General features: G+C 52.3%; 15 protein-coding genes. 10 read left to right on the top strand and 5 right to left on the bottom strand.

Annotation, left to right across the window (positions count from 1 at the left end; translation table 11 throughout):
- Positions 1-183: 183 nt before the first annotated feature.
- Positions 184-825: a peptide-methionine (S)-S-oxide reductase MsrA gene (msrA, locus tag ECL_RS02995; RefSeq protein WP_014830428.1), complete on the top strand. Its 642-nt coding sequence runs from the start codon at positions 184-186 to the stop codon at positions 823-825.
- On the opposite strand, the gene ECL_RS02990 is transcribed toward msrA, so the two are convergent.
- Positions 826-1884: a LacI family DNA-binding transcriptional regulator gene (locus tag ECL_RS02990; RefSeq protein WP_029882373.1), complete on the bottom strand. Its 1059-nt coding sequence runs from the start codon at positions 1882-1884 to the stop codon at positions 826-828.
- A 192-nt stretch (positions 1885-2076) separates the two neighbouring features.
- Here ECL_RS02990 and ECL_RS02985 point away from each other — a divergent pair, with 192 nt between their 5' ends.
- The 5 genes from ECL_RS02985 (at position 2077) to ECL_RS02965 (ending at position 8155) form a co-directional block, all read left to right on the top strand.
- Positions 2077-3228 carry a Gfo/Idh/MocA family protein gene (locus ECL_RS02985; protein ID WP_013095330.1) on the top strand — a complete coding sequence of 384 codons (1152 nt, stop codon included), beginning with the start codon at positions 2077-2079 and terminating at the stop codon, positions 3226-3228.
- Between the two features lie 16 nt (positions 3229-3244).
- Complete coding sequence (locus ECL_RS02980; protein ID WP_013095329.1) at positions 3245-4429, top strand: Gfo/Idh/MocA family protein; 1185 nt, start codon at positions 3245-3247, stop codon at positions 4427-4429.
- Positions 4426-5493, top strand: a complete 1068-nt coding sequence (locus tag ECL_RS02975; RefSeq protein WP_013095328.1) for a Gfo/Idh/MocA family protein — start codon at positions 4426-4428, stop codon at positions 5491-5493. Before ECL_RS02980 ends, ECL_RS02975 begins: the two co-directional genes overlap by 4 nt.
- A gap of 12 nt (positions 5494-5505) precedes the next feature.
- Positions 5506-6525, top strand: a complete 1020-nt coding sequence (locus tag ECL_RS02970) for a Gfo/Idh/MocA family protein (RefSeq protein WP_013095327.1) — start codon at positions 5506-5508, stop codon at positions 6523-6525.
- A gap of 82 nt (positions 6526-6607) precedes the next feature.
- A complete protein-coding gene (locus tag ECL_RS02965; RefSeq protein ID WP_013095326.1) occupies positions 6608-8155 on the top strand; it encodes an MFS transporter in 1548 nt (515 codons plus the stop codon).
- Positions 8156-8466: 311 nt separating this feature from the next.
- Here ECL_RS02965 and ECL_RS02960 read toward each other — a convergent pair whose 3' ends face one another.
- A complete protein-coding gene (locus ECL_RS02960) occupies positions 8467-10206 on the bottom strand; it encodes an ATP-dependent nuclease (RefSeq protein WP_013095325.1) in 1740 nt (579 codons plus the stop codon).
- 531 nt (positions 10207-10737) lie between these two features.
- Here ECL_RS02960 and paeA point away from each other — a divergent pair.
- Positions 10738-12075 carry a polyamine export protein PaeA gene (gene paeA / locus ECL_RS02955; RefSeq protein ID WP_013095324.1) on the top strand — a complete coding sequence of 446 codons (1338 nt, stop codon included), beginning with the start codon at positions 10738-10740 and terminating at the stop codon, positions 12073-12075.
- A 71-nt stretch (positions 12076-12146) separates the two neighbouring features.
- Here the strand turns inward: paeA and ECL_RS02950 are convergent, their stop codons facing one another.
- Entirely contained in the window at positions 12147-12353 is a 207-nt protein-coding gene (locus ECL_RS02950) for a DUF1107 domain-containing protein (protein WP_008501430.1), read from the bottom strand.
- 324 nt (positions 12354-12677) lie between these two features.
- Here ECL_RS02950 and ECL_RS02945 point away from each other — a divergent pair, with 324 nt between their 5' ends.
- Positions 12678-13235: a YtfJ family protein gene (locus ECL_RS02945; protein ID WP_013095323.1), complete on the top strand. Its 558-nt coding sequence runs from the start codon at positions 12678-12680 to the stop codon at positions 13233-13235.
- Here the strand turns inward: ECL_RS02945 and cysQ are convergent.
- The gene (gene cysQ / locus ECL_RS02940; protein WP_013095322.1) at positions 13229-13969 is read right to left on the bottom strand and encodes a 3'(2'),5'-bisphosphate nucleotidase CysQ; all 741 of its coding nucleotides are present in this window, start codon (positions 13967-13969) and stop codon (positions 13229-13231) included. The two genes, ECL_RS02945 and cysQ, sit on opposite strands and share 7 nt — an antisense overlap.
- Before the next feature lie 190 nt (positions 13970-14159).
- Between cysQ and ECL_RS02935 the strand changes: the two genes are divergently transcribed.
- A complete protein-coding gene (locus ECL_RS02935) occupies positions 14160-16103 on the top strand; it encodes a bifunctional 2',3'-cyclic-nucleotide 2'-phosphodiesterase/3'-nucleotidase (RefSeq protein WP_013095321.1) in 1944 nt (647 codons plus the stop codon).
- Between the two features lie 97 nt (positions 16104-16200).
- Here the strand turns inward: ECL_RS02935 and ECL_RS02930 are convergent, their stop codons facing one another.
- Positions 16201-16581 (bottom strand): winged helix-turn-helix transcriptional regulator, encoded by a 381-nt coding sequence (locus ECL_RS02930; protein ID WP_013095320.1) that lies wholly within the window; start codon positions 16579-16581, stop codon positions 16201-16203.
- 89 nt (positions 16582-16670) lie between these two features.
- Between ECL_RS02930 and ECL_RS02925 the strand changes: the two genes are divergently transcribed.
- Entirely contained in the window at positions 16671-17519 is an 849-nt protein-coding gene (locus ECL_RS02925) for an SDR family oxidoreductase (RefSeq protein WP_013095319.1), read from the top strand.
- The last annotated feature ends 150 nt before the right edge of the window (positions 17520-17669 follow it).

Here is a 17669-nt window from a genome sequence, read left to right as displayed (position 1 = left end):
AAGTGCCGCTCCGCGGCAAAATACGGCCTGTTAGCCAAAAAACCCAATTCTCGGGTTGAAAAAGGGTGTAACACCCAAATATTTCTTATGATTAAATCTAGACTCATTCAGCGCATTTATTGTGTTCAATTAAACGCTTCGTGACAACCTTAACCGAAACATCGCACCCCGGGAGGCCCCATCGTGAGTTTATTCGACAAAAAGCATCTGGTTTCACAAGCAGATGCATTACCGGGACGCAACACCCCTATGCCAGTCGCAACCTTACACGCCGTGAATGGCCATTCCATGACCAACGTACCTGAAGGCATGGAAATCGCCCTGTTTGCCATGGGCTGCTTCTGGGGCGTGGAACGCCTCTACTGGCAGTTGCCTGGCGTCTACAGCACCGCGGCGGGCTACACGGGCGGATATACGCCAAACCCCACCTACCGCGAAGTCTGCTCCGGCGAGACCGGCCATGCTGAAGCCGTACGCGTGGTATACGACCCGTCCGTCATCAGCTATGAACAGCTACTGCAGGTGTTCTGGGAAAACCACGACCCGGCGCAGGGTATGCGTCAGGGTAATGACCATGGCACCCAGTATCGTTCGGCGATTTATCCGCTCACGCCTGAGCAGGAAGCCGCCGCACTCGCCAGTAAGGAGCGTTTCCAGCAGGCCATGCGCGACGCAGGTGATACGCGCGAGGTGACAACGGAAATCACCACCGCGAAACCGTTCTACTATGCCGAGGACGACCACCAGCAGTATCTGCACAAAAATCCGTACGGCTACTGCGGAATTGGTGGCATCGGCGTGTGCCTGCCGCCGCAGCTTGCCTGATTACTGATCCAGCGCCACGCGAGCCGCGTGGCGCGTGGCATTACTGACTGAGCCGTAATCCATGACTTTGCCCTGCAACAGCAGGTTATAGACCGGCGCCTGAGGTCGGTTGAGCCGCGTTTGCAGCAGGTGTACGGCCTCAATCCCCAGCTCACGGCAGGGCACCGTGACGCCTGTGATCGGTTTTTCCAGACGGTGCGCTAAATTCCATGCAAAATCGGTCGTAATGAGCGAAATGTCTTCCGGAATGCGCAGCCCATGGCGCGTTAACGCCCTGATCACCCCCTCCGTCATGCTGGTACTGTTCGGGAAAATCACCTCTGGCCACTGCGATCTGTCATGACTTAACAGCCATGCATCCAGCGCCCGCTCGGCCTCCTCTGCCGTAAACCACTCCGTCACCAGCAAATCACGCTGGGGATCAAAGGCCACGTGAAAATGGCGGTACGCCTCTTTAATGCCGTCCAGACGCGCATACAGCGTCTCACGCCGCAGGCAGGTGAGCGTGAGCACTCGGCGGTGCCCCTGCTCAAAAAGGTACTGCATGGCGGTGAAACCAATCGCCCGGTGATCGGGTGACACGGCGTCCAGCACCCGATCCCGATCAACGGAGTTAATCAATACGCAGGGCTTATTCAGCGTGCTCGCCAGTTTAAAGATGGTGGAATCATCAGTCCCAATAATTATTATTGCGTTGATATTCTTATGGCTGGCCTTTTCCATAAACAATTTCACGTCGGCGTGCTGCTCTTCTAATCCGCAGCAACTGACCCACACGTTATGCGGGGCGCACGCTTCAGCAATGCCTTTGGTCACTTCCAGATAAAAAATGTCTCCACGCCCCTGAAAAGTTCTTTCCGGGGCAAAGACAGCGATACCGTTAATTAACAGCCTTCCGCTTGCCATTGCCTCCAGAACACCTAATTCGCGCGCGGTGCGAACGATCGCGTCACGGGCTTTATCGCTGGCATAAGACTTGCCGCTTAATACCCGCGAAACCGTGCTGACGGAATACCCCGTCAGGGTCGCAATCTCCTCCATTTTTAACCTGCCCGGCATAGTGTGACCTCGCTCTCAATCAGTTTTTGCAAATATTTGCAGAAACAGCGCTTTGATTTTAAAACCAAATTTCAGATACCCTGGAGATTACTTAAACAGCTTGCGAGTATTCTCACAAAAACACATTGTCGCTGCGGCTCCCCTTTCCTATTTTCCGGTCATCCCTCATTTCAACTGAAATTAAGGTGTGACATGGAGAAGGTACGTTTTGGCATTATCGGAATAGGTAATATCGGTACGGTCCACGCCCGTTATTTACTGGCGGGTACGGTCAGTGACGCATGCCTGGCGGCGGTTTGTGATAATGCACCGGAAAAGCATCCGGCCATTCGCCAGCTGGTCGGCTCCCTCCCCCTTTTCAGCGATGCGCAGGAGATGCTTCAGAGCGGACTTATCGACGCGGTGATTGTCGCAACGCCGCACTACGAGCATCCGCGTCTGTCGATGCTGGCAATGCGCCACGGCATCCACACGCTCTGCGAAAAACCGGCCGGCGTATATACGGCGCAGGTGCAGGAAATGAACGCCTGTGCCCGGACCTGCGATGTGGTGTTCGGCATCATGTACAACCAGCGCCCGAATCCGCTCTACCAGAAGGTGAAAGATCTGATCGACAGCGGCGAGCTGGGTGAGATCCGCCGCTCCAACTGGATCATTACCAACTGGTATCGCTCGCAGAGCTACTACAACTCCGGCGGCTGGCGCGCCACCTGGAAAGGAGAAGGCGGTGGCGTACTGCTCAATCAGGACCCACATCAGCTCGATCTCTGGCAGTGGCTGGTTGGTATGCCGATCCGTCTGCGCGCGTTTTGCCAGTTTGGTAAGCATCGCGACATTGAAGTGGAAGATGAGGTCACCGCCTACGCCGAATACGCCAACGGTGCGACGGGCGTATTTATCACGACCGTGGCTGAAACGCCGGGGACCAACCGGCTGGAGATCGTCGGCGATCGCGGCAAGGTGGTCGTCGAAGAAGGGAAACTGCGCTACTGGCGGCTGCGGGAATCTGAAACCGCCTTCAACGCCCGCTGGCAAAACGGCTTTGGTGAACCGGAATGCTGGGAGGTCACGCTTCCCGTCGGCCCGGAATGCAGCGAACACCACGTCATTACCGCCAATTTCTGCGGCGCCATCCTGCGCGGCGAGCCGCTCATTGCCCCGGGGCTGGAAGGGATCCACGGGTTAACGCTCTCCAACGCCATGCACCTCTCCACCTGGACCGACGACTGGGTCGACCTCCCGCTCAACGAGAAACAGTATCTGCGCTTGCTTCAACAGCGTATCAGCACCTCAGTGGCTAAAGAGACCGCCAGCGTCACGCTGGATGCCTCCGGCACCTGGTAACTCAGGAGAAGAAACGATGTTAAATGTCGCTATCGTGGGAACAGGAAATATCTCGCATAACCATATTCAGGGTTATTTGCAGTTTGGCCAACGCTGCCGGATCGTCGCGCTGGTCGATATCTACCCGGAAAAAGCCCACGAGAAAAAAGCACGCTACAACCTGACGGACGCACGCGTGTATGAAAGCCACGAGCAGATGCTGGCGTCAGAGCCAGATATCGATATTGTCGACGTCTGCACGCCGCCCCACGTTCATGCAGAGATAAGCATTAATGCCCTCAATGCGGGTTGCCATGTGCTGTGCGAAAAACCAATGGCCGCCTCGCTGGAGGAGTGCGACGCCATGATCGCCGCGCAACAGGCCAGCGGTAAATTGCTCGCCATCATCGCTCAAAACCGCTTTACCGATGCCTTCTGGCGTTTAAAAGCGGCGCTGGATTCGGGCCTTGCTGGCAAGGTGTGCCATGCCCAGGTGGACTCGTTCTGGTGGCGCGGACACTGCTACTACGACCTGTGGTGGCGCGGCACCTGGGAAAAAGAGGGCGGCGGCTGCACCCTTAACCACGCGGTTCACCACATCGACGCCATTCAGTGGATGCTGGGTTTCCCGTCTGAAGTGGTGGCTATGATGACCAACGTGGCGCACGACAACGCTGAAGTCGAAGATCTCAGCGCGGCAATATTTAAATACCCCAGCGGCGCACTCACTCAGCTAACCGCCTCGGTCGTGCACCACGGAGAAGATCAGAAAATCATTATCCAGGGTGAAAAGGCGCGCATCTCTGCACCGTGGCAGGCCTTTGCCAGCGTCAGCGCTGATAACGGCTTCCCCCAGGAGGATCGGGACCGGCAACGGGAAGCGCAGCTTAACGCCGTTTTTCACGAGACGCCGAAGCTCGAATGGACGCTGCACACCGGGCAGATTAACGACCTGCTGTATGCCATCGAGCACGGCACGGCGCCGTTAGTGGATGGTCTGCAGGGCAAACGCTCGCTGGAGCTGATAACCGCGATCTATAAATCCGCCGTCACCCGCTGCGTGGTTTCGCTGCCGATTCAACGCGACGATCCGTTTTACCGTACCGGCGGGACCAACGCCCTCGCCCCCCGTTTTTATGAAAAATCCGCAAGCGTCGCCAACTTCAGCGAAGTCGGTGCGATTCCCCTGGGCAAAGATCTGGATGAAGGAGTAACACCATGAACAAAAATGACGGCATGAACTACGCGCCAGTGGGTAAACCTCAGCCCGTTGTCAGGGAAGGAGAGTTTGTCTTTGCCGCTGCCGCGCTCGACCACGGCCATATCTACGGCATGAGTAACGGCCTGATTGAAGCGGGCGCCACGCTGAAATGGGTCTACGACCCCGATCCGGCAAAAGTGGATAAATTCATTCAGCAGTATCCGCAGGCCAGGGTTGCAGACTCCCTGGATGTCATACTCGCCGACGATGAGGTGCGTCTGGTAGCTGGCGCCGCCATTCCCGCCGAGCGCTGCGCGCTGGGGCTAAAAGCGATGGCCGCAGGCAAAGATTACTTCACCGATAAAGCCCCCCTTACCACCCTTGAACAACTGGCAGATGCCAAAGCCATGGTGGAAAAAACGGGCCGGAAATACGCCGTGTATTACAGCGAACGCCTGCATGTTGAGAGCGCGGTCTTTGCCGGACAACTGGTGCAGCAAGGGGCCATTGGCCGCGTCGTACAAACGCTGGGGACGGGCCCGCACCGGGAAGGGACCGGCCGCCCTGACTGGTTCTACGATCGGCGCTATTTCGGCGGCATTCTATGCGATATCGGCAGCCATCAGATTGAGCAGTTCCTGTTTTACACCGGCAACAGTGACGCCACCGTGGTGGCAAGCCAGGTACGGAACGTTAAACACCCCCAGTACCCCGCCTTCGAAGATTTTGGCGATGCCATGCTGAAAGGGGAAAACGGCGCCAGCGGCTATTTCCGCTGCGACTGGTTTACCCCTGACGGGCTCTCGACCTGGGGCGATGGCCGCCTGACGCTGCTGGGCACCGAAGGCTATATTGAGATCCGCAAATATGTCGATCTCACCCGTGGTGAACAGGATGTGGTGTATCTCGTCAATAACGAGGGGGAGTTCCGTTATCCGGTCGCCGGCCAGGTCGGATTCCCGTTCTTTGGCGAACTGATCCTCGACTGTTTGCATCGTACTGAACATGCCATGACCCAGGCTCACGCCTTTAAGGCGGCGGAGCTCTGCGTGAAGGCACAGATGCTGGCCAACGCAACGGCATAACGGGAGGCGACAATGAAGCTCCTGAACACGGCGGTGATCGGCGCCGGAGCGATTCACGGTTGCCACGTGAATGCGCTGCGCCAGCTCCCCAACGTTGCGCTGCGCGCGCTGGCAGATATCGACAGCGTCAAAGGGCTGAAGCTGGCATTGGGCTATCAGTGCCGCTTCTATCAGGATTACCGGGAGATGCTGCTGGATGATGCCATCGATGTGGTCCATATCTGCACGCCGCACTTTGAGCATAAAAGCATGATTCTGGCGGCCCTCGCCGCCGGAAAGCATGTTTTCTGCGAAAAACCGGTGGGCATGAACAGCAGCGAACTGGTGGATATCACCCGCGCCGCTGACCAGGCTACGGGTCTGCTCGGCGTGTGTTATCAGAACCGGCTCAACCCCACCAGCCTGCGCATTCGCCAGGCGCTGGACGAAGGCGAGCTGGGAAAAATGCTCAGCATCAAAGCGGTGCTGACGTGGTCACGCTCGGGCGCGTACTACACCCAAAGTCCGTGGCGTGGGCGACTGGCTACGGAAGGAGGCAGCCTGCTGATCAACCAGGCCATTCATACCCTCGACCTGATGCAGTGGTTCGCCGGCGGCGTGACGCGTGTGAAAGGTGTGGTGGATAGCGGTGAACTGGCGGACGTGACGGAAGGCGAAGACAGCGCGATGGCCACGCTGCACTTTGCTAACGGCGCGCGCGGCCTGTTTTACGCCAGCAACTGCAATACCACTGATTCCCCGCTTCTGATGGAGATCCACTGCGAGCAGGGCTCGCTGCTGCTCAACGACAACACGCTCTGGCGCGTGACGCCGGGTGAGCGCGTCAGGCTCACCTGCGACGACTCCCCGGACGGTTCGGTCAAAAGCTACTGGGGGCTGGGCCACCAGCAGGCGATCCGCCGTTTTTATCAGGCTATCACTCACCCCGGTTACACGGATTACACCGATATCCGTGAAGCCGGGAAATCACTCACCCTTGTGGAGGCTATTTATCGATCATCTCAATTAAGGCAATGGATAGAAATCAATTAATAGAACGTAATTTGTATTCCAGCAGTAAATAAAAAACGACCCGACAGATCGGGTTAATCATTACCCTACACTGGATATTATTATGGTCAAACCAACTGAACGTAGAGTGGGTTATGGCGTGGCGCTCGGCTACGGTATAACCGATCTGTTTGGCGGAGGCGCTTTCGCCATTATCGGCACCTGGCTTTTATTTTTTTACACCACCTATTGCGGGCTCTCTGTCGTCGAAGCGGGTTCGATATTTGCTATTGCCCGCGTCATTGATGCGTTATTAAGCCCGATTATGGGTTATATCACTGATAATTTCGGTGATACCTGGCTCGGGCGTAAATTTGGCCGTCGCCGCTTCTTTTTATTACTCAGTTCACCCTTAATGTTTCTGTATGCCCTGCTGTGGATGACAGATATGGGGTACTGGTATTACCTGGGCACTTACCTCTCTATTGAGCTCTTGTCGGCGATGGTGCTGGTGCCCTGGGAAACCCTGGCCGCTGAGATGACTAACCGGTATGAAGAGCGTAGCCGTCTCTCCGGTGTGCGCATGATCTGCTCTCAGCTCGGCGGCTTTCTTGCGGTTTCCGTTCCCGGCGTCATTATGCAGTTCACGGGGAAAGATAATCCGTTTACCTATACTCTTACCGGGCTGATATTCTCCTGCGTATTCTGTATTGCGGTATTTATTACCTGGTATACCACCTGGGAAGCGAAAGATGTGCAACAGCCATCCACGTTTAAAGTGGATAAACAGCGCAGCAGCGGATTAATTAATCACCTGAAATATCTGGTGCTGGATCTCTTTTCCTCTTTCCGTATTCGCGCGTTCCGCCTGCATATTATTATTTATATCTTTTCATTTACGGCGATGGACGTATTCGGTTCGGTCTTTACCTATTATGTCGTGTATTGTCTGAGCCAGGACGCGGCAGCCGTCTCCGGCTGGCTGAGCATTGCGGCTTTCGCCTCGGTACCTGGCACATATGGATTTATGCTGTTGCTGAACAGGCTGAATGTCTCCCCTTCTGCCGCTTTGCGCCTCTCTTACGGCGGGATATTCTTCGTGCTGGTGTTCCTGTTTACGGTCTACCTGACCAAAACCCAGGTGCCCACGCTGCTGTTCACGGCGGTCTTTATCCTGCTGGGCGCCACCCGAGCAGGCCTCTATTACATACCGTGGAATATCTACAGCTTCATTCCTGATATTGACGAGATGGTGACGCAGCAGCGCCGCGAAGGGATTTTTGCCGGGGTGATGGTCCTGACCCGCAAAAGCACCGTGGCGATCGCCATCATGATTATTGGCCTGGTCCTGCAGGAGTCCGGCTTTGTGAAGGGCGGCGGCGCACAGCCTGAAAGCGCGCTGGGGGCGATTATAGGCCTGATGATCTTCGCGACGGCAGCCCTGCTGGCGGTGAGCTTCTTCACTACCTATAAGTTCAAGCTCACCCGCGAGACGCATAAACTGCTTCTCAAGGAGATTGCCCGCCGTAAGCTGGGCGGCGATTACCGCGACTGCGATGCCAATACCCGTGTGGTGATAAAACAGCTCACAGGCTATGAGTACGATCAGGTATGGGGAGGCGATGCTGCCCGTCGTGCAGTGAATAAGCTCAATCTTTCAAGTATAAAATAAGCAATGATAGTATCAAGGAGGGTATATATTCTTCCCAGACAATTTTTTACTGATAAAAAAGTACTATTCTTTGAATTAGAACGAATAAAGATACTTAGGAGAGCGTTTCCGTAGAAAAACAATTTAATAAAAATCAAGACACCAACGACAATGGTTTTTACTAAATACATTCATTGAAGAAATGTCATTCATGTCAGATATTCTGGCATGAATGACTAGATACAATTACATCATCCATAAATGAACTGAGTAATCTCTCTTAATTTTCTTTCACAATTTTCATGCAATACTATTTCGTTATTTATATAAGATCACATTCTCTTCCAAGCATTGAATGGTTTTCCACCATCTGTTGGAGCCTCACCATCTGTTTCTAAATTCCATAAAACGTGTTCAAATGTATCATCAACACGGTATACATCATCTGCACCTACGATACTTTCAATCTTTTCGTTAGCTTTATATTCACTAATTGGTGAGAGAGCCTCAAGCTCTTGGTCTGTCCTACCTTTTCGGTCTGTATCATGAATCACTTTAAATGGTATATTAAGTTTCCTCAGAATTCTCGCAATTGCTGGTATGGTCCATTTTCCGCCTGCCGAAACGATAGTTGTATCTTTGACAAGCCTTTTATTAATTTCAAATTTATCACATAGATTTTCTGCAAAACGCAAAATAGCGACTTCGGTATCGCCCTCAACAACTACTACTCTTTTAGCAAAAAAAGCCTCGCATACTGTGGGGTGAAAATCTAAGGCTGCTCTCAGCATATCTCTTTCATTATATTGCCCCCCGACACTAAAGATATCCTCATTAATTTCGTGTACCGTTCTTGTACCATTATCGTGATCTTTGAGTAGCTTCAATGATGAAGGGTTTTCTGCAATATCTATTAAAAATGGAGAATGAGTACTTACAATCACCTGCCATTCAGAACCTGAAGATTTACTTCGTAATGTATCTCTTAGTAATCTCATTAAGTGAGGATGGATATACAATTCAGGCTCTTCATAGAGGATTATTGTTGAGCGTCTAGATTCGCTTACTTCAAAAATAGCATTCGATTCAAGAAGAGCATATGCAAGTGCTCTTTGCACACCACTCCCCTGATATTCAAGTTGGGTTTCCAGTCTATCTTCAATCACTAAACCTGCAGCTTTCATAAATACTGAATTAATGTCAATTTCGCCAACAGATAGTTTTACTTTTGAAGAAATGTCCATTACTTTATTAAGTGATTCTGATATAGAATCCATCAATTCCATTAAACCTTCAATTGTCTCACCGTCGATTTCCCCTTTCATTTTTCTTTGCATATAATTAGCAGAATCTAGATAACCGGAAAAAGAAGAGTCAGCTTGTAGCGCAGGAAAGATTCGATTAGAAAATAAATGCCCAAATGGAGTTCCTTTTTGTGACTTTAAATCATCCTCTATCTTAAAGCATGCAGGTATATATAATATATGAGGTAAGGCTTGTTGGAGGCTGTTTTTAAAGTTAATATTTTCCGAGGACCATCCTTCTTCTGTTGTAACTTTGTCAGGATATTCCGTTCTTATTATCTCAATCACTTGCTGTAAGTTTGCTTTATACGCCTCTGAACTATTTACATCAAGACGCTCTATAATTTCTAAAAGATATGGTACTCGTCTGGCCTCCGTAATTTTATTTGTAAATCCTTCAATAATTTCCCTACGACAGTAGGCCTCATAAATAGGGAGGGAAATACAATTATTATCTTCATCCCAAGTAGCCCTTACCCTTATCGCCAACTTATCATTAAGAATGAGATTTGAAATTGCCGGTTTTGTTCTTTCCCAATCTTGAATATCAATAAAATAGCCTGCAATAATAAGCTCTCCATCACTTGCTTGTCTAAAAGGCCAATCCTCTGTAGTCGGATTTGTAGTATCCACTAAAATCTTGATGGCTTTTAAAACTGTTGACTTTCCAATGTTATTAGAACCAATTAATGTTGTGAAATTTTCTAGATTAATTGATGCAGTACCTATTCCTCTAAAATTTTGAATTTCAATCCGTTCAAGTTTCATTGTAACTCCATTGCTGTGTAATGAAAAAACCCATTGTTATTTTAAAAATAATAATATATCGTTGATATTCATCACAAAATCCACAAAAGAGCCATAGGAATAGATTACATCCCTAACAAGTTAATTTGAGATAAATACATATAAAAAGTTAAATGAGCTGAGTAAGTCAAAGCACCTTCTTTTTGCTAAAGAATACATACAAAGCTATAGTTTAGAAGCATCCTCCGAGATGAGAGAAACGTTTCTTCATAAATCATACCTAGTTACCGATTGTCACTCCCCCGCTATGAAGAGGAAATGTGCTGCGGTAGTAGTGCTGATCAGCTAAGCCTCCTCTCAGGCGATCCTCCTTACCGCTGGTATTTTCAATACCATGATTTCCAAAACGTGACCTCTGGCAGGTTTACATCTCTTTACGCTATACTACCCGCTGAAATAATCAGCTCAACGCTACGAGCTGACATTCAATGTGTTTCCACACAAATGGTATCAACTTCCCTTCCGAGGATCTGGCGAGAAGCCGGATAAACTATGTTAAACAGTATTTTAGTAATACTTTGTCTGATAGCCGTCAGCGCATTTTTCTCGATATCCGAGATCTCGCTGGCCGCGTCCCGTAAAATCAAACTTAAGCTGCTTGCCGACGAAGGCAACATCAATGCTTCCCGTATCCTGAAGATGCAGGAAAATCCTGGAACGTTCTTCACCGTGGTACAAATTGGCCTGAACGCGGTCGCTATTCTCGGCGGTATCGTGGGGGATGCAGCGTTTTCTCCGGCCTTTTACAGCCTGTTCGTGCAGTACATGTCCGCCGAACTTGCCGAGCAGATGAGCTTTATTCTCTCCTTCTCGCTGGTCACCGGGATGTTCATCCTGTTCGCTGACCTGACCCCGAAACGCATCGGTATGATTGCGCCAGAAGCTGTGGCTTTGCGTATCATCAACCCGATGCGCTTCTGCCTGTTCGTGTTCCGTCCGCTGGTGTGGTTCTTCAACGGCCTGGCGAACGTCATCTTCCGCATCTTTAAACTGCCGATGGTGCGTAAAGATGACATCACCTCCGACGACATCTATGCCGTGGTAGAAGCCGGTGCGCTGGCCGGGGTGCTGCGTAAGCAAGAGCATGAGCTGATCGAAAATGTGTTCGAGCTGGAATCCCGTACCGTGCCCTCTTCCATGACGGGCCGTGAAAGCGTGATTTGGTTCGATCTGCATGAAGACGAGCAGAGCCTGAAGAATAAAGTCGCGGAGCACCCGCACTCTAAATTCCTGGTCTGTAATGAAGATATCGACCACATCATCGGCTATGTGGATTCCAAAGATCTGCTGAACCGCGTGCTGGCGAACCAAAGCCTGGCGCTTAACAGCGGCGTGCAGATCCGCAATACCCTGATTGTACCGGACACGTTGACGCTCTCTGAAGCGCTGGAAAGTTTCAAAACCGCCGGTGAAGACTTCGCCGTTATCATGAACGAATACGCGCTGGTGGTGGGTATCATTACCCTCAACGACGTCATGACCACGCTGATGGGTGACCTGGTCGGCCAGGGTCTGGAAGAGCAGATTGTGGCGCGTGATGAGAACTCATGGCTGATTGACGGCGCAACGCCAATCGACGACGTGATGCGCGTGCTGGATATCGACGAGTTCCCGCAGTCAGGCAACTACGAGACCATCGGCGGCTTTATGATGTTTATGCTGCGTAAAATCCCGAAGCGCACCGACTCGGTGAAGTTCTCCGGCTACAAGTTTGAAGTGGTGGATATTGATAACTACCGCATCGACCAGCTGCTGGTGACGCGTATCGATAACAAACCGACCGTGCTGGTGCCGAAGCTGCCGGATGCGGAAGAGAAGGTGTCGGCGTAAGGTTCCTGCCCCCACAAACATCAACGGCTCCCATCGGGAGCCGTTTTTTTAACTACTGCATAGCACGTTGGTTAAGCCATCTCAGTTTGCAGACGCATAACCTGACGGTTGACTTCGGACATCACAGACAAGTGCTGTTTGTCCTTCACTTTTGGGACAAGGATCTTGCCCTTATCAAACTCAAAAGCGCCAACATCCTTGATATACAACCGTCCACGGAACAGGATCTTCACGTACTTCGCCACCTGAAGCGGGTTGTAGCGTTGGAAAATTTTCATTCTTGTATCTCCTGCGAATCATACGCTCTTGCGGCGCCACAATCGGCCCGACTGTTCTGAGCGCAAATTTTGTTGCCCAATGACTATAGACCAGAACTACGTAGTTACCCAGTGTGCATAAGTTTATTTACCGTTTGATTACAATTATTCAGAATAATCTTTTCAAACTGTGACTACAGGCAGTATAAGCCGTCGTTTTTTTATGGATATGTGCGTTCGCCCGCAAACTGGCATCGGGATTGCGGGAAAAGCCCATTGATCGCACTTATGATTAAAAGCGTAAGACCAAGTGGTCGGATCACCTGCATACAATAAGGAAACACCATGACCCTACGTAACATTCTTGCAGCCGCATGCCTGCTCCTGCCCCTGTGGGCGAGTGCCCACAACATTGAAAAAGGACAACGCGTACCGCCAGTCGGCATTGCTGACCGGGGAGAATTGATTCTCGACAATGATAAGTTTAGCTACAAACCGTGGAATAGCGCGCAGCTCGCGGGCAAAGTGAGAGTTGTACAACATATTGCCGGTCGTACATCTGCAAAAGAGAAAAACGCAAACCTGGTGGAAGCGATCAAGGCCGCAAAATTCCCGCATGACCGCTATCAGACCACCACCATTGTGAATACCGACGATGCCATCCCTGGCTCCGGGATGTTTGTACGCTCAAGCCTTGAGAGCAACAAAAAGCTCTACCCGTGGTCGCAGTTTATTGTCGACAGCAACGGCGTGACGCGCAAAGCCTGGCAGCTTGAGGAAGAGAGTTCCGCGATTATCGTGCTGGATAAAAACGGCCAGGTGCAGTGGGTAAAAGACGGGGCGTTAACCCAGGAAGAGGTGCAGCAGGTGGTTGATCTGCTGCACAAGCTGCTGGCTCAGTAAAGAGAGACCCGGAAGCCTGGATTGAGGAATGATTCGCGCGGGGTGTAGTCCAGCGGCTTGCCCTGCCAGTCATGAACATGCGCACCCGCGGCCGCGGCTACCGCGTGGCCGGCTGCCGTGTCCCAGATGTTCGTCGGCCCGAAACGGGGATAGAGCTGCGCCTGCCCCTCCGCCACCAGACAGAATTTCAGCGAGGAGCCAATCGAGGTCGTCTGATGTTCACCCAACTGTTGCAGGTACTCTTCCAACTCGCTGTCGCTGTGCGAGCGGCTGATGACCACCAGCGGAGGGCGCGCATCGCGCACCTGGATCGGCTTGCGGACACCACACTCTTCCTTCCAGGCCTTGCCTTCTGCGGCGCTGTACATCACTTTCATCACCGGCGCGTAAACCACCCCAAGCACCGCCTTGCCCTTGTCGATCAGAGCGATATTCACGGTGAATTCACCGTTACGCTTGATAAACTCTTTGGTGCCGTCCAGAGGATCGACCAGCCAGTAACGCTGCCAGTGCTGACGCTCATCCCAGCTCTGCGGCGCTTCTTCGGAAAGCACGGGGATCTCTGGCGTGAGTGCCTGTAGCCCTTTCATGATCACGCCATGCGCCGCGATATCCGCCGCCGTGACCGGGGAATCATCCGCCTTGCTGACAACGTTCATCGGTTGTGCGCCGTCATACACCTGCATGATGGCATCGCCCGCATCCCGTGCGAGCTGACAAATTTTATCTAACATTCTCCACCTCTTCGTTAACGCAGTGGGTATAACTCTTTGTTTTATTTATATCGTAATGTGAACAATTCCGCTATCTGTGAAGCAATTCCGGTTTCATCGCCCTTTTTTCTGGCAGGATTCACACTTCTGTAAGCAACAAACGATAGATACATATTCTTTTGTGGCCTGGATCGAAAAAAGGACTCCTCTGATGATTAAGTTTAGCGCAACGCTCCTGGCGACGCTGATTGCAGCGAGCGTACAGGCGGCGACGGTCGATCTCCGTATTCTGGAAACCACCGACCTGCACAGCAATATGATGGACTTCGATTACTACAAAGATACCCCTACGGAAAAATTCGGACTGGTACGCACGGCAAGTTTGATCAATGCCGCCCGCAATGAAGTGAAAAATAGCGTGCTGGTCGACAACGGTGATTTGATTCAGGGGAGTCCGCTGGGTGACTACATGGCGGCAAAGGGGCTGAAAAAAGGCGAGATCCACCCGGTGTATAAAGCGATGAACACCCTGGATTATATCGTCGGCAACCTCGGTAACCACGAATTCAACTATGGTCTTAAATACCTGCACGATGCGCTGGCAGGCGCAAAATTCCCGTACGTTAACGCCAATATCATCGACGTTAAGACCAAAAAGCCGCTTTTCACCCCTTATCTGATTAAAGAGACCGAGGTTGTTGATCAGGACGGTAAAAAGCAGACGCTGAAAATTGGCTACATCGGCTTTGTACCGCCCCAGATCATGACCTGGGATAAAGCCAATCTCACCGGCAAAGTCACCGTTAACGACATCACCGAAACGGCGCGTAAATATGTACCGGAGATGCGTGAAAAAGGGGCGGATGTTGTGGTCGTTGTCGCCCACTCGGGCCTCTCTGCCGATCCGTACCAGGTGATGGCGGAAAACTCCGTTTACTACCTGAGCGAAGTGCCGGGCGTGGACGCGATCCTCTTCGGCCACGCTCATGCGGTCTTCCCGGGTAAGGATTTTGCCAGCATCAAAGGGGCAGACATCGACAAGGGAACGCTCAACGGCGTGCCGGCGGTAATGCCCGGCATGTGGGGCGATCATCTTGGCGTGGTGGATCTGGTACTCAATAACGACAGCGGCAGCTGGAAGGTGACCGGATCCAAAGCCGAAGCGCGCCCCATTTACGATGCTGCCGCCAAAAAATCACTGGCGGCTGAAGACCAAAAACTCCTCGACGTGCTCAAGCATGACCACGACGCCACCCGCGAATTCGTTAGCAAGCCGATCGGCAAATCCGCCGACAACATGTACAGCTATCTGGCGCTGATACAGGATGACCCAACCGTTCAGGTGGTCAACATGGCGCAGAAAGCCTATGCCGAACATTTTGTTCAGGGCGATCCGGACTTAGCCAACCTGCCAGTGCTTTCCGCCGCCGCACCGTTCAAAGTGGGCGGACGTAAAAATGACCCGGCCAGCTATGTTGAAGTGGAAAAAGGCCATCTGACGTTCCGTAACGCCGCCGATCTCTATCTCTACCCGAACACGCTGGTCGTGGTTAAAGCAACGGGTAAAGAGGTGAAAGAGTGGCTGGAATGCTCCGCCGGGCAGTTTAACCAGATCGATCCGAAGAGCAGCAAGCCGCAGTCGTTGATTAACTGGGACGGGTTCCGCACCTATAACTTCGACGTTATCGACGGGGTGGATTATCAGATTGATGTCACCCAGCCGGCGAAATATGACGGTGAGTGCCAGGCGATTAACCCGCAGGCAGAGCGCATCAAAAACCTGACCTTCAAGGGCAAGCCTGTCGATCCGGCGGCCACCTTCCTGGTGGTGACCAATAACTATCGCGCGTATGGCGGCAAATTTGCCGGCACCGGCGATAGCCACATTGCCTTTGCATCCCCGGATGAGAACCGCTCGGTGCTTGCCGCCTGGATCAGCGCTGAGTCGAAAAAGGCGGGAGAGATTCATCCGGCGGTCGATAACAACTGGCGTCTGGCCCCGATCCACAGCGATACCCCACTGGATATTCGCATTGAAACGTCTCCGTCGGATAAGGCTGCGGCGTTTATTAAGGAGAAGGCGCAGTATCCGATGAAGAAGGTTGCGACGGATGATATCGGGTTCGCCATTTATCAGGTGGATTTAAGTAAGTAAAAGCAAAACGGCAACGCACGTTGCCGTTTTTAGTGTTTATTCCTCTCCCTGTAGGAGAGGGTTAGATTGAGGGCATCAGACCGCACATTCCCGGGTTTTACGCTGCCCGCTCATCCCGGTTCGCCATTACTTTTGGCGTATTCACCTCTATCCAGTCCGCCAGCGCGGCCACTTTCTCGCTCACCTCTACGCCAAGCGGCGTCAGGCTATACTCAACGTGCGGCGGTACAACAGGATACGAAACGCGATCGACAAAACCGTCATGCTCCAGTGCCTGCAGCGACTGGGCCAGCATCTTCTCGCTCACGCCGCCCATTTTACGGCGCAGATCGCTGAAGCGGTGCGTTCTCTCACGTAGCGCCACCAGGATCAGAACCCCCCAGCGGCTGGTGACATGTTTGAGCACCTCTCTGGACGGGCACTGCTCCGCGAAGAGGTTACCATCGCGCATTTGTTCGCTGAGTGTCGGTATCGTCATTTAATACTTACCTTTTTGTACGTACTTACTAAAAGTTAGTTATGGTGCTAGTGTGCCACAACACCAGACAAACACGAAGGAGATTGATCATGATCGCGATTACCGGCGCTACCGGCCAGCTTGGCCGCCTCGTTATCGAACAGCTGTTAAAAACCGTCCCGGCAAACCAGATTGTCGCCATTGTGCGTAACCCGGCGAAAGCGGAAGCCCTGAGCCAGCAGGGTATTGTGGTTCGTCAGGGCGATTACACCGACCAGGCCGCGTTGACCACGGCGCTGAAGGGTGTGAAGAAACTTCTGCTGATCTCATCCAGCGAAGTGGGTCAGCGCGCCACGCAGCACCAGAACGTCATCAACGCTGCCAAAGCGGCTGGCGTGATATTTATCGCCTACACCAGCCTGCTGCATGCGGATAACTCACCGCTGGGCCTGCACGTTGAGCACGTTGCTACGGAAAAAGCGCTGGCAACATCCAGCATTCCTTATGCCCTGCTGCGCAACGGCTGGTATACCGAAAACTACCTGGCGAGCGCGCCGCCTGCGCTGGAACACGGCGTGTTTATCGGTGCCGCAGGTGAAGGCAAAATCGCCTCTGCCACCCGTGCGGATTACGCGGCGGCGGCGGCAAAAGTGGTTTCGGAAGAGGGCCACGCTGGCAAGGTCTATGAACTGGCAGGCGACAGCGCGTGGACGCTGAGCGAACTGGCGGCTGAACTGAGCAAGCAGAGCGGTAAACCGGTGGTTTATCAGAACATGAGCGAAGCGGATTTCGCCGCTGCGCTGAAGAGTGTCGGCCTGCCTGCCGGGCTGGCGGATATGCTGGCGGACTCTGATGTGGGCGCATCTAAAGGCGGGCTCTTTGACGATAGCCATACGCTGAGCAAATTGATTGGGCGACCAACCACGTCGCTGGCTGAAAGCGTTAAAACCATTTTGTAACGGGAAGGCTATTATTACGGATGGCGGGGTAAAATAAAAAGCGGAATACCTCGCCACCGACTCGATTAGGGCTTAAAGAGCACAGCTCAATCTATTCTTTTGCGAAAGAGAGTCGCTATAAAGCACTCAATCCTGCCGCTGACATAGTAT

Source organism: Enterobacter cloacae subsp. cloacae ATCC 13047 (assembly GCF_000025565.1).
Classification (GTDB): domain Bacteria; phylum Pseudomonadota; class Gammaproteobacteria; order Enterobacterales; family Enterobacteriaceae; genus Enterobacter; species Enterobacter cloacae.
The sequence above is the reverse complement of the archived record's forward strand: the minus strand, read 5'-3'. Positions and strand labels throughout refer to the sequence as shown.